Below are 13,816 nucleotides of genomic sequence, written 5' to 3'. Positions count from 1 at the left end.
AACATACAACATCAATAACTTGGAGAGAAGAAATCATCGAAATTGTTGTACATCGTACAACTTTCTCTCCTATTTTATCATCCTATACCCCGACCTGCTCCATCCATTCCGCAGCTACATCAACCGCTTGTTTAAAACACTCTCGCCCGTGGCTAATCAGCGCTTGTTTCGCTTTATCATATTCTCCTTCCAGCATCCATGCTGCATTTTGATCCTTGATCACGCCAAAAGCATCCCAGGCAGAGCGCAACGAGGAGAAGTATTTTCGATCACTCACCTCTTTTAACTTACTTTCTAGCCCTTTCATACATGTTTGTAAAATTACCTCTTGTGCCACTTTTTTCTGGTACCAATCGTTTATTTTTTCTGGATCCCTGGCCTCAATCAACGAAACCATGATCGCTCGCATGCCGGTCGCACATTCCATCCACACGTCCAAATCTTTCTGAAAGGCATGAGATTGCTGGAGTGAAGGCAATTTAAATTGCGAAACTACCGAGCGTAAAGAAAGGCTGCTCCGTGTTGCTTCTTGAATACTTTCATTCATCCCCACAATATTCTGAAGCTGAACATCAGCAGCAGCCAAAACTTCTTCGCTCCCAGCCGTTACTTGTTGAATCATTGCTGACGTTTGATTAATCGAATTTGCAATAGACATTGTATTGCTGGTAACTCCTTCTAAGCGACCATCTACTTCCTGCATGTCACCTAAAAGTTGACCAAGGAACGTCTCCATCATTTCATACTTACTAACCGCTCCTTGCAAGGTATGCGCTCCTGTACCAACCGTGTCCTGCATCTGGTGTATCGAACCTCGCAATCCATCTGCACTAGATGTAACCGTTTGGATAAGTTCCTGTATGTTAACTGTTTCCTGCTTCGTCTGAATGGCCATCTTCGAAATCTCTTGAGCGACGACCGCAAATCCTTTTCCCTGTTCTCCTGCACGCGCTGCTTCGATATTCGCATTTAGCGCTAACAATTGGGTTTGTTTAGAGATATGTTCGATTAGAATGGTCATGTCTGCTATTTTCTCAAGTGCTTTATTCAATTCATCCATTTTTACATAGATTTGCGTACTATCCTTGGAGATTAACTGCATTTGTTCCATCGCTACACTCATTTCCACTCTGCCAGAGCTCACTTCTCCCAAAAACTGAGTCGATGATTGGACGATGGCACTGTTGCTATCTCTAACTCCCTCAAGAAAGGTATGAATAGGATGGATTTGGTCTGATATGAGCTGGGCATGTTCAGAGGCATCCTGCATACCTTCAGCCATTTCTCGCATTGTAGCCGTTATTTCTTCTACCTGCACAGTAATCAGAGTTGACCTCACGCTCGTATCCTCCATCTTATGATAAAGCTCATTTGATGATTTATCGACGATTCGGATGAGAGATTTCAAACTGCGAATTGTTTTTTTCAACGTACTGATTAATGATTTCTCACCAACAACAGGGGCACAGCTCATACTGAAATCACCCGTAGCCATTTTTAATAAATCCCCATGAACCTTTTCATACGATGATGAATGAACTAGTTTGAACAAAGTGACTCCTCCTTTTACACATAAAAAAGCCTATCCCATTACAGAAACTGTAACGGATAGGCTTCGTTGCCAACTAGAATAGAAAAAACAATGTTAGATTTTCTACGTAATCACGTCTTTGTGATGGTTCGATTATATAAAAAATGTAGTTTTATGTCAATATATATAACATAACCATTACATACACTTGAATACCGTATTAATAGACAGGCTCTAACGTCACAGATATAACCTGCTGTCTGGCTGTATCCACACTCTTCAGGTCAATCAGATACACCGTCTCGGCATTCCCTGAATGATCCAAGTGTTCAGAAGTCTGAATCGCTGCATCCAACTGGCGGGCTTCATACACTAGACGAAGCTTCTGACCTTCACTCGCGCTTAAAATGATTTCCCCCTCCTTGCCAACTTTTGGCGGATAAAGGGTAATGAAACGCTCTGTAATCGATGTAGGAGATTCCGTAAATTCATAACTGTCAGTTATCATTAATTTGCCCTGCTGCTTGTCCAAATCGAACAAACGCTCCAATTTGTGCAGATGCGGTACGTCATAAGCTTGCCGCAGATCCAACAGGAATCGATCTCTTCCATCCTGAATACCCACTTCCACTATCCTCTGGCATAGAAGGCTAAATAAGCCAGTCTGTATACCGCTCGTACGCCCGCAATCGGAGAAATTCGCCACATGATTCTCCTGTAGAAAACAGAATTGCGGGAACTCCGCAATGTGCCTGGCTTTCTTTTCATCCAGAAGCAGATCGACCTGACCACCAGTACGCTGCTTAAGCAGCTCTGCAAAATAAACGTAATAACCGAAACCGTAGTACCAATAACCGAGACCTTCCAAACACGCCCCCTCTTCGGTGAACCCTTCAAGGAAGCACTCCATCGCTTCAAAAACGCGATTTAAGACAGGCATCAGGATTCTCGAATCCTGGATCATATAAATAGCAGCCATTCCGATGCTTCCTGCGCATACTGCCGACCAGTTGTGCGTTGCTGTCTCCCACCCAAACATTCTCTTGAGCTGCATATACGGATTCAGCACTCTTTGCATAACCTCGTGACGTGCGCGTTTAACAATAAGTGGATCGAGTCGATCCTTGAACAGTTGACAAATCTCACTCAATGCATGGGCCGTCTCTGATACGAACAAATCTACATGCCTTGGCGCCTCATCTTCTGCTTCGGGATCTTGGACGTTCAGGTGTGCAGGCAAGCACCATGTGTATTCATCGCATATGGCCCAGATGGTGTCCTCGAGTGCAGGAATGAATACTGCATCATCTTCTGTTAAAGCAGCGATTGCAAAAGCCGCAAGCCGACGTCGACGATCGAAGTAGTGCTTCTCGAACTCTTTTCTCGAACCATTTACTTGAAATAATCGAAATGCGCTGAAGGGCAGCGCCTCGATGGGCTGCGTGAGGAATTGGTCAGCCAACTGCCGGACTTCTATTCGGTGGACGGCTAGCAGCGGATTGTCCAAACCTGAGCGTATATCCACGGATCGCGTTCTGACTTCTTCAAAAAGGGAAGCATGGTCCGTCTCCGCAGCTTGCAGCGCTTCCAATAATAGTCGACTATTCAAGTGAACACCTCTTTTGGGTTAGTTATCTTTAAACCTACTATAATGAATAAGGCGTTTATCGTCTAGTTCATGTATTTACTTTTCCGCGTAAAATATTAACCTCTTTCGGACCTCATTGGTCTAACCTGCCGATACCGTGATCGCGCAGGGATTTGCGGCGAAGGCTCGCTGCTCCAAACCGAACTGGGAAGCTCTCGGCGCAGAACAGGCGCTACTTCAGTCGCAAAAATTTGCAATTACTCACAATTTCCTATATATTTCTATATTGCTGATTAAAAAAATATTATATATTTCGGATAATTTTACAAAATTAGTATGATCTGAATATTGAAATGAAGAGGTGCACGACAATGACATTAAAAAAAACTGCAGCAGGACTCATTTTACTATCCGTTATGTTGACAGGAGCAGCCTGCTCTTCCGATCAACCGAAATCTTCGCCAAGCCCCGCAGCTACAAGGAACACAACGGCTGCTCCGCAAGCAACTGCCGAAAGCCAAGATGCCGTTAATATGAAAGGCTATATAGCTGCTAGAATCGCTCAGGAGAAAGTGGACTTCCTCTTTGCGGAAGCCAAATCCAGTGATGGCGCGTTTATCCTCAACCCTAAAGCTGCAGACGGCAAAGAAAAAGCCGTGAAATTTCTTACCAGCTACTTCGATACAGCTATGGCAGAACAACTAGCTGGGCATTACCTAACTGATAAAAAAGCAGATAATGCTATCGTTACAAATAAACAATCGTTCTTCACTTCAAACCTTCTTGCCACGAAAAAAGAAGATATTACGTTTGACGCTTCGAATACGAAGGATCAAGTTAAATTCACTACCAAAGACGGTGTAACTTACACGACGAAAAAAGTGAACGACAAATTCGTTGTCGCTGCGGTTAAATAAGTAATAACACATCTGATCTAGGCTTATTATTAGGTGAGCACCAAAGAGTACCGTCAGGGAAGTTTCCAACCCTGACGGTACTTTTTTTGTTCCACACTATACTTCTATAACTAACAGACTCCACACATAAAGCTTAGGTAAGTTAACAAGAAGTGTTAAACCACGCTCGGTATCCTCAATTGTATACATTAAATCATGCGGTCTGCCCATCTCGATATCCGGGCTAGCTGTGAATACATGCTTAACCGGGCCATCGATTTGAATCCTCACCATGATACCCTCTACGGTCGTCGGCTGTAATTTACCTTCATTCCAGTAATCCTCTAAATTATTCGTGAGATTAATAAAGCTGATGAGCTTATGTGACTCATTCTCCCTGACAACCGTCCAAACTTTATTCGGTTCTCCATAGGTGGAGAAAGATGCATTCTCAAACATATACTCCAAATTATCGCCCTGCACATGCGTCATCGATACGTCGCGCAGCGTTGAATCCTGCAGTAGATGTACATAACGAACAAGAAAATCGTAATAATTTCTAATATTTCTCATAAACTCATCGCTTACAATCGAATAGTCGGCATAATATCCCTGTGTCAAAACACCATTGCTCTCACCTAACAGCAAATGATAAGCGCCTTGGGAGAAAATAATTGCGGAAAGCAACAATGCAGACATGTGAGCTTTCTCAATCGTTTCCGCTGGCTCCAAACGGAAAGGCTTCAAATAAGCAGCCAGTATAACTGGCTTTCCTCTACCTAAGTGCTTAGCCCAGGCAATCACCTGCTGGATATGATGATATTTCTCATATGGATTCCATACTTCGATATAAATGACATCCTGTTCAGCCAAAGCGACGGTATCAACCGGCCAATTCCCGACATTGTTGAAAATGAGACAAACATCGTCATTAATCTGGTCTAAGGCTTGACGGGTATTACGAATTAGAATCGGGAACTGCTCATCGAGCCGTTCGACCTTTTGTTTCCCGCCGAGCATGGAAATACCCGTTTTGGGATATCCATAGGTATCCATATGGATACCGTCGAAATGGACGTTTTCGATCGTTTTTTTGTATTCATTAATAATATGGTTGTGCCAAGGCGATTCTTCGTTGATATTCATGATGGAAAAGATGTTGATGAAATCAACAACATGGCCATTACTATAATAAAGCGCCCAATCCGGATGTTCTTCGAAGAAAGCTTTACTTGCCGCATAGATAGCTCCGTAGGCAATCGCCTTCATCCCGTAAGAATGGCATAGCGCGATTTTCTCCTTCACGACCTTCAGACTCAGTTCCCTTCCCATTAAATCGGTGAATACATCTTGTGGCGGCACGAGATCATTATGGCGGTACATCCAATCATAAAATTGAACTAAATTAATGTGCAGCTTATTAAGGCTGGTAACATCAGTCGTATCACCCTCTTCACGTGAATGAAAATCGCTTAGGAAACCATAACGAGGTGATTTCCTCCAGTTGGAGACCACATCAAAGGCACTGGAAAAATGCTGAGGCTCTGCTCCGTCTTGAATAAGATCAACATCAATACCGTAACCTTGAAAATCCGAATCAAAAGACGCTAGTTCAACCACGTGGGTTGAGCTTGAATTCGGCTGCAAAATAAGATCGAGTGAACATGTCTTTATGATTCGGTTGGAATCGAGAATTTTGACTTCCAGATGAATATGGGCTTCATGTTGTGCCGGATTATCCAGTTCAATTTCAATCGAAACAGGCTCATTTGTAACAAATTGAGCTTTGCTTGCGAAGACATCTTTCATTTGTGGAAACATGCTTTCTCACCCTTTCACTGCCCCTGCAGTTATCCCTTTAACAAAGTATTTTTGGAAAATCAAAAATGCGATGACAGCAGGCGCAAGTCCAATTACAGCGGCAGCAGCCATGAGGTTCCATTGGGCCCCGTACTGTTGAAAAAAAATGGACACGGCTAGCGGAATCGTTCTCATCAATTGGCTTGTCAGGAAAAATACCGCTTGCCCGTAATTATTCCAGATCGCTAAGCCCTGCAAAATGACTACCGCAGCGGTGACAGGACGAAGAAAGTGGAACGTGACTCGCCAAAACGCAGTGAACGGTGTACAACCGTCAATAATGGCGGATTCTTCAATTTCGCGAGGCAATACTTTAATGAAGCTGGCGTACAGGAACACGGAAAAAGGGATGCCGTTGGAAGCCATTAGTAAAATCATGGCCCAATGGGTATTAATACCGCCAATCGACTTCATGAGCGTATATAAAGGCACCGTGATGATAATCGCCGGAATCATCATACAAATTAGCAAAATATTAAACACGATCGCATGGAATTTGTTTTGATGCCTGGCAATCGCATATCCCGCACAGCTGGATACTAGGATAATCAAGAGCGCGCCGCCAATTGCGATAATCAGTGAATTCCCAATTGCTGCCCCCATCTTAGATACTTTCCAGGCTTGTGAAAAGTTAGCAAAATGGAAATCAGGAAACAACACAAACCCGTTAAATAGCGTCCGGGAAGGCGTATTTAGTGCCAAATAAAGCAAGATATAGAACGGAATTAAGGACAGCAAGGCCATAACTGTCACTAAAGCATATTTGCTAAACACTCGAGTTAAGTTCATAACGAAGCCCCCTTACATTTCAAACTCTCTTGTTTTAATAAATTTCATAAAAATAAACACAGGAATAATGATGATAGCGAATAAGATCATGGCTACTGCGGTTGAATACCCGGTGAAGCTACCATACAGCATTCTCAATATATATATACTAAGCGATTCAGTGCTGTAACCTGGTCCTCCATCAGTTAGAGCAATGATAACTTCGAATACAGACAACGAGCCGATAATATTCGTCACAACATTAATTTTGATAGATTGCACAAGCATCGGGATGGTGATGTACCATAACGATTTGGCATAACCGGCCCCATCGATTTCACACGCCTCATACATCTCTTTGGGAATCGATTGGAGCCCTGCCAAATAAATAATCATGGTCATGCCCACAAACTGCCATACGTTAATCAGTATTAGAACGATGAGAGCAGATTTAGGATTGCCAAGCCAATTGCCGCTAAGCACGCCTAAGTTCAAATTTTGCAGCACGTGATGCAAGAACCCGCGGTCCGGTTGAAGGATAAAGTACCACACATACCCCATAATGAGCGGGCTGATAACGGCCGGCAAATAAATGATAGCTCGGACCACACTTTTACCTTTGAAGGAACGATCCAGCACCAACGCATACACAAAGCCGAATAAGTTAAGCAGCGGAGCGCTTCCCAAGGCAAAGAGCACGGTAGTAGCAACGTCTTTTTTGGCTCGCTCGTCTTTAAAAAATTCAACAAAGTTCTGAAACCCAATAAATTGAGGTTGAGATATCCCATTAGAGTCGGTCAGGCTGATTCCGATCCCCTGGGTCAATGGATATATGAAAAATAGTCCAAATAAGATGATGGCAGGCAGCGCCATAAACTTGTGCAGGTTGTTCCATAGCTTATGCAGTATTTTCATCCATCTCTCTCTCCAATCATGGTTATAGACCCGGATTAAGCCGAGTCTATAGCATTTAAGTCTATCTATTCTGTAAGAACTCAACTTAGTTGACCTTACTTGTGTGTTGCTTTCCAGGCTTTATCCCAAGCCGTTTGGTATGCTTTTGCAAAGTCAACCGTTTTGGCATATTTGCCTGCCAGTAAATCTTGAACCATTCTTCCTGCATCATCGCCAGAGAAGCCCGAAGGTGTATCTGTGAACGGAATGTTAACGCCTGTTTTCAAAGCTTGCGAAACTTGTTCTTTCAATGGACCCCAATCTGCAGATACATCTGTGAACGCTGGAGGCGATTTCAAGAATTCGCTGTATGTTTTCAAATTCTCAGGTTTGATTAGGAATTCAAGAAACTTCTTCGCTTCTGCCGGGTGTTTGGATTGGGATGTAATTGCGTATCTAGAGTCGTCTGCGGAAAGCACGACCGGTTTAGTGCCATCTTGGATGGAAGGATATGGACTAAACCCGATATCATTTTGCATATTCGGATTAATTTTAAGCAGATCGCCCAGCACCCACATACCTTGACTGATCATCGCTGCTTTCCCCGTAGCAAATGCCTCTTTTTGGTTATCATAAGTAGCTGTCAAAGCGTCACCGTTCATAAGTCCCGCGCTTTTTAGCTCCAGCAGTCTTTTAGCAAATGTATCAATGGAACCATTCTCTGCGTCGAATGCCAATTTATCGGATTCATTATTGATGAATGCTTTACGGGAACCGTTCACACCTTGGGTTTGTTTGATGATACCGTGAGGCAAGAACTCTATGAAATGACCTAATGTCCATGACTCTCTACCTGCGATGAAGATAGGAGCCACATCCGGCTTTTTATCTTTGATCGTCTGTAAGTTTGTTTTGAAATCGTTCCAGGTTAAAGCTTCATTTAGTCCAAGCTCACTGAATATTTTTTTGTTGTAGAAGATACCAGCCGTCGTGACGTTCGTTGCGATTCGGAACTGCTTGCCCGTTTTCACGTCTGTGGATAATTCCTTGATTGCAGGGAGAACGCGGGACCAGAAAGCTTCAGTGGAAAGATCCAGATATTTTCCTTGGTCTATATAATCCTGCTCAACGACCGTTGTGATATCTGGAATATCACCAGAAGCGAATTTCACTTTAATCACATTACTTGCATCTTTTTGATATTCTTGTTCAACAACAATACCGGGATTTTCCGAATTGAATTTCTCGATCATCGTGTTGATTAAATCAACCGTTTCCACTTTTCCAGTGAAAAATTTCAGCTTTACAGTTTCTTTAGGTTTGCTCGTTGTTTGAGCTGTTGCGGCTGTAGCTGGCGCATCTTTAGGCGCTTCGGTCGTTTTTTGGCTGCATCCGGCAACAATCCCGCACAGCATGATGGAACTAAGCAGCACACTCATTTTCTTTGAGTTCATGGATATCCTCCCTTTATCGTATCCCACTTTATTCTTGGTTACATGTTTATCATAAGGTGGATTGAATCGACGTGATACACCGCATTTTTAAATCAAGGTACGATTTTTACAGATCGTGAAAAAACAAATTGCCCTCTGATATGGCAGCGTTTACACTAAATTCAGGGGGAGATTATATGTATCGATGGAAAAATTACCGTGAGTGGAGCATCAAGAGAAAATTGCTTGTCTTCTCCGCACTTTTCATTCTTGGATCCGTTTACTTAGAATCGATCCTTTCCTATTCCAAGTATACGAAGGATTTTGAAGCGCAGTCCTCCGATAGAGTTGGGCAAATTATTGAGCAGGTCTCCTACAATATCGATACGTACCTTGACGATCTGTTTCGGCTTTCCTTGTCGCCTTATATGAATGATAGCGTCATGAAAGCCATAGAAGATAATCCGAAGAACTCCGAATATGAACTTCTGCAGAAACGCCGCACGATCGAGGGGTATTTGGAAGAAATGATGATTTATCCCCGCAAAGATATTAATCGTGTGTTTATATTAACGGATGATGTGTATACCAGTGGAAGAATTCCTATCAGCGTTGACACAAAAAGCCGCTTTCAAGAATTCGACTGGTATAAGCAAGCCATGACAACGCAAGATTCCATTTTCGTGCCGACACATACCCAGCAGATGGTGAAAAACCAAGGCCCCAAAGTATTCTCCATCGTCAAACAGCTTAGAAGTACACGTAATACGGAGAAAATACTTGGCGTTATTAAAGTCGATGCGAACTACAAAGGCATTGAAGTCATCTGCGATAAGGTCAACTTGGGTATTGATGGAGGCTTGTTTATTATCGATGAGAAACACAATGTGATTTACGGCAATACGAAGAATTTGAATGCCCAGAAATTTTATGAAGCTATACAAAAAAGCGGTAAGAACATGCTATCCATTCAAGATAACAACACCCCTTATTTGCTGAATGCAACTCTTTTACCTAGATCAAATTGGACCATTCTTGCCGTAAGCTCGTTGACAGAGTTAAATCATAAGGCCAAGGAAACAAGAAATTTCGGCTTTTGGATGGCGCTGGTTTGTTCAGCCCTAGCTTTTATCTTGCTTTATTGGTTTATACGCAAGCTTCTGGCGCCGCTATTAACTATTGTACATTTGATGAAAGAAGTAGAGCAAAGCAATTTATCTGTTCGTTTTCCCGACCTTAGAAGAGATGAAATCGGATACTTAGGCACCTCATTTAATCGACTTGTCGCCAGAGTAAGCGAGATGTTGGAAGAGAATACGCAGCTCGTCAAAAAAGTGTACGAAACGGAACTGTTGCAAAAAGAAGCGCAGGTTCAAGCTTTATATAACCAGATCAGGCCTCATTTTATTTTCAACACGTTGAACATGATATCGATGCTGATGCAGACAGGCAAGCATGAAAAAGCCGTTGATCATATCCACAAATTAAGCGATTTGATGCGCAGCATTACCATGTGGGACAAAGAAATCCCCCTTCAGCGTGAGATTGAAATTCTTCAAGCTTATCTGAGCATCCAAAGCAGCCGTTATGAGGGAAGACTCGACTATTCGATCCAGATTGACCCTGCGCTCTATGATCTGCTCATCCCTGCCCTGCTCTTTCAACCGGTTGTAGAGAATGCAGTCATCCACGGATGTGAAGCGCAGCGCGAGAAAACAACCCTAAGGGTGTTCAGTGAAACGAAGGAAGAAGAGTTACTTTTCACCATTCAAGATACAGGGAAAGGTATGAGTCCCGAGACATTGGCTCAGCTCCGCCTTAAACTGAAGCGGTTAGAGATGGAAGAGCTTTTACCCGAAAAACCAGTTCGTAATGGTCTGGGTATTGGTCTTATCAATGTGAATAAGCGAATTAAGCTAAAATATGGTCCCGATTACGGGATAACCGTGGACAGCGTGCTAAATGAAGGAACAACTGTACGGATCAATTTGCCCCTTTATGGGCCAGAGAGGAGCAGCTGCGATGTATAAACTCATGATCGTTGACGATGAACCGTTGGTACGTGAATATTTGAAGCTGCATGTTAGCCAACATCATCTCGATTGGGAAGTTGCCGACGAGGCCATGGACGGTCAAGAAGCTTGGGAAAAGCTGCAGCAACAGCGGGTGGATCTCGTTATTACCGATATCAAAATGCCTGTGGTTGACGGGATAGAGCTGTGCCGCAGATTATCCCAATCGGAGAATCCACCGATCATTTTGATTCTCTCCGGTTTTGATGAATTCTCTATGGCACAGGGGGCGATCCGGTATGGTGTTCACAGTTACTTGCTGAAGCCGGTGGTCAAAGATGAGCTGATCGAGGTGATCAAGCAGATTACCGATCAATTGGAGCGGATATCCCGTGAGGAGCTTGCCTTTCGGGCTATGAAGAACGTCAGCAAAGATAGTCAAAACCAAGTGGTGAAGCAATTTTTGAGAGCCTTGGTAAGCGATAGCAGCGTGGAGATTAAAGCGTTATATCCGCTTGTATTTCGCATGAAGGTGCAATTGATTGAAACCGAAGGTATGATTATGGTGCTTGATTTGGACGAGGATCAACTTGCACAGAAGGGCATTCCCTTCAGCGATATATCGATTTTCCGATTTATTTTGAATCAAATCGTGAGCGAATTATCCGAGGAAGACGGCGGAATGGGATTTGTATTCTTGGATGAAGAGCAGAACACTTGCGTCCTAATGACCGGTGAAGACAAAAATCACATCAAGAGTAAATGTCAATATCTGTATGAGAGAGTATCCAACGTGATGCTGACGAATACAGGAGTCACGGTATCTGGCGCACTAGGTTCCTTTGAGTCCGAGTTATTTCATCTGCAAACCTCTTACCAAATCGCCAGCAAGACTCTTCACTATCGCCTTTTTGTTGAGGAGCCAACACTATTTGATGAGCTTGCTCTAAATGGCGAGCTGCAGCGCCTTACCCTGCTTGACCATACGCTGTCCTCCATCCAATTCGCTTTACTTGATCATAACGAAATCGTTTACTCTATGGCGATTAACCAGTATGTCGACAAAATGGAAGCCTGCAACGTATCCAGCATACTTAAATTTGGCATTTATTTAATACGAAAACTTGCCAAAGGAACGAAAGAACATCGAGGAGAAGTCTTGGAGAGAGCATTCCGGCATCTCCAGAAGAGTTGTCAACCAATGAGTGTGGAATGGACTGTCGAATCCACCCTTATCTTATTCCGCGAAACACTAGTTTTTTTTGCCTCAGGAAGAACTGAGGAAACGAACCCAGTCAATGAACAAGACATTGTCAGCCGCGTCAAAGCTTATATCTACGCCAATTACACCGAGCCGTTGAGCTTAGCTCTATTAGCTGAGAAACTAGGTATTTCCTCCGGATATTTAAGCCAAATCTTCCATAAAACCGTGCAGGAATCCTACATCAAATTTCTGACACGCGTCCGAATGGAGCAAGCCGCCAAGCTGCTGAAAGCCGTTCCTCCGGTAAAAGTATATGATGTTTCTGATAAAGTCGGCTACGTCAGCGTCAAGCATTTCTCCCACGTATTTAAACAGCACTATAACATGCCGCCCGGTGAATTTCAGGAAAAACACATGGGTGTCCAACGAGTACAAAGGGTGCTGGACTAAATTATTTCCAAATCACTTTCCGGATACCGTCGTCATACAAGAAAAAAGACGTGCTCAATTGAGAAACACGTCTTACTGGGATAGTTATCGGATCTTATCTTCCAACTAGCTCGAATTGAACGCCGCTCGTTATCGTATCAATTTCTTTCAACTCTTCCAAGCTAAGCTTTTCACCGATGACAGGCAGAGCCTCCGTAATATGCTGCGGCTTGGAAACCCCCAAAATCGCTGATGTGATTCCTTGTTTACTCAGAACCCAATTCAGCGCAAGCTGAGCGAGTGTCCAGCCTCTGCGTTCCGCGACTGGCTTTAACTGCTCCACGATGTGGAAATTACGTTCCTGTTCTAACAGCGTCTTGAGCCGCTGCTCACCTGCTGCGCCGCGTGTTCCAGCTGGCGGCTGCCCGCCGTAATTATACTTTCCTGTCAGCAGCCCGCGTCCGAGTGGGCTGTATACAATAACACCTACCCCTTCAGATACTGCAAACGGCACTAACTCCTGTTCGATACCACGAGCGATAATGCTGTATTCAGGCTGTACGCTCTCGAAGCGTTCAAGCCGAAGCTGTGCAGAGATGCCATGAGCCTTGGCAATTTGCCAAGCAGCGTAATTCGATGCTCCGATGTATCGCACTTTCCCCTGCCGAACGAGATCGTCTAACGTGCGGAGCGTTTCTTCAAGCGGAGTCTCTTCATCGAATCTATGTACTTGATACAAATCAATATAGTCTGTTTGCAACCTCTTCAGACTGTTTTCCACCGCGCGCTGAATGTGATATCTGCTTTGACCCGCATCATTAGGTCCAAGTCCGACTCGTCCATGTACTTTGGTTGCGAGCACGATCTGGTGCCTGCGGGCGCCAAGCAAATTGCCAAGAATCGTCTCTGATTCACCGGTTTCAAGCGGATTGCCTTTATCCATGCCCGAGCCGTAAACATCAGCTGTATCAATCAGCGTAATACCTGATTCTAGCGCTGTATCCAGCACGTCCGCAGACGCTTTCTGATCGATCCATCGACCGAAAGCCATCGTGCCCAGACTCACTTCCGATACCTTCAAACCCGTCCTTCCTAACCTTCTTTGTCCAATACTCATATCAACATCTCCTTTATCCTGGATCGATTATAAAGACAAAAAAGACTCCCTACTCGTTTCAATTGAATGAGCTGGAAGTCTCCT

The 13,816-nt window shown here is 43.8% G+C and carries 10 protein-coding genes; 3 read left to right on the top strand and 7 right to left on the bottom strand.

The window, feature by feature from the left end; translation table 11 throughout:
* Positions 1 to 82: 82 nt before the first annotated feature.
* Together QFZ78_RS35730 and QFZ78_RS35725 are read right to left on the bottom strand one after the other, a co-directional pair.
* Positions 83 to 1,552 carry a methyl-accepting chemotaxis protein gene (locus QFZ78_RS35730; protein WP_307554490.1) on the bottom strand — a complete coding sequence of 490 codons (1,470 nt, stop codon included), beginning with the start codon at positions 1,550 to 1,552 and terminating at the stop codon, positions 83 to 85.
* Positions 1,553 to 1,751: 199 nt separating this feature from the next.
* Positions 1,752 to 3,140: a hypothetical protein gene (locus tag QFZ78_RS35725; protein WP_307554488.1), complete on the bottom strand. Its 1,389-nt coding sequence runs from the start codon at positions 3,138 to 3,140 to the stop codon at positions 1,752 to 1,754.
* Positions 3,141 to 3,490: 350 nt separating this feature from the next.
* Here QFZ78_RS35725 and QFZ78_RS35720 point away from each other — a divergent pair, with 350 nt between their 5' ends.
* The gene (locus QFZ78_RS35720; RefSeq protein WP_307554487.1) at positions 3,491 to 4,036 is read left to right on the top strand and encodes a hypothetical protein; all 546 of its coding nucleotides are present in this window, start codon (positions 3,491 to 3,493) and stop codon (positions 4,034 to 4,036) included.
* Positions 4,037 to 4,132: 96 nt separating this feature from the next.
* Here the strand turns inward: QFZ78_RS35720 and QFZ78_RS35715 are convergent, their stop codons facing one another.
* The 4 genes from QFZ78_RS35715 to QFZ78_RS35700 form a co-directional block, all read right to left on the bottom strand.
* Entirely contained in the window at positions 4,133 to 5,836 is a 1,704-nt protein-coding gene (locus tag QFZ78_RS35715) for a glycoside hydrolase family 66 protein (protein ID WP_307554485.1), read from the bottom strand.
* Between the two features lie 6 nt (positions 5,837 to 5,842).
* Positions 5,843 to 6,664: a carbohydrate ABC transporter permease gene (locus tag QFZ78_RS35710; protein WP_307554483.1), complete on the bottom strand. Its 822-nt coding sequence runs from the start codon at positions 6,662 to 6,664 to the stop codon at positions 5,843 to 5,845.
* Between the two features lie 12 nt (positions 6,665 to 6,676).
* Positions 6,677 to 7,558 (bottom strand): carbohydrate ABC transporter permease, encoded by an 882-nt coding sequence (locus tag QFZ78_RS35705; protein WP_307554481.1) that lies wholly within the window; start codon positions 7,556 to 7,558, stop codon positions 6,677 to 6,679.
* Between the two features lie 95 nt (positions 7,559 to 7,653).
* Positions 7,654 to 8,991 (bottom strand): ABC transporter substrate-binding protein, encoded by a 1,338-nt coding sequence (locus QFZ78_RS35700; protein ID WP_307554479.1) that lies wholly within the window; start codon positions 8,989 to 8,991, stop codon positions 7,654 to 7,656.
* Positions 8,992 to 9,167: 176 nt separating this feature from the next.
* Here QFZ78_RS35700 and QFZ78_RS35695 point away from each other — a divergent pair, with 176 nt between their 5' ends.
* Both QFZ78_RS35695 and QFZ78_RS35690 read left to right on the top strand, forming a co-directional pair.
* Positions 9,168 to 11,000 carry a sensor histidine kinase gene (locus tag QFZ78_RS35695; protein WP_307554477.1) on the top strand — a complete coding sequence of 611 codons (1,833 nt, stop codon included), beginning with the start codon at positions 9,168 to 9,170 and terminating at the stop codon, positions 10,998 to 11,000.
* A complete protein-coding gene (locus tag QFZ78_RS35690) occupies positions 10,993 to 12,636 on the top strand; it encodes a response regulator transcription factor (RefSeq protein WP_307554475.1) in 1,644 nt (547 codons plus the stop codon). The genes QFZ78_RS35695 and QFZ78_RS35690 overlap by 8 nt, the downstream gene beginning before the upstream one ends.
* 94 nt (positions 12,637 to 12,730) lie before the next feature.
* Here QFZ78_RS35690 and QFZ78_RS35685 read toward each other — a convergent pair whose 3' ends face one another.
* Positions 12,731 to 13,732 carry an aldo/keto reductase gene (locus tag QFZ78_RS35685; protein ID WP_307554473.1) on the bottom strand — a complete coding sequence of 334 codons (1,002 nt, stop codon included), beginning with the start codon at positions 13,730 to 13,732 and terminating at the stop codon, positions 12,731 to 12,733.
* Between the last annotated feature and the right edge of the window lie 84 nt (positions 13,733 to 13,816).

It is taken from the genome of Paenibacillus sp. V4I5, assembly GCF_030817255.1.
Lineage (GTDB): Bacteria > Bacillota > Bacilli > Paenibacillales > NBRC-103111 > Paenibacillus_E.
The sequence above is the reverse complement of the archived record's forward strand: the minus strand, read 5'-3'. Positions and strand labels throughout refer to the sequence as shown.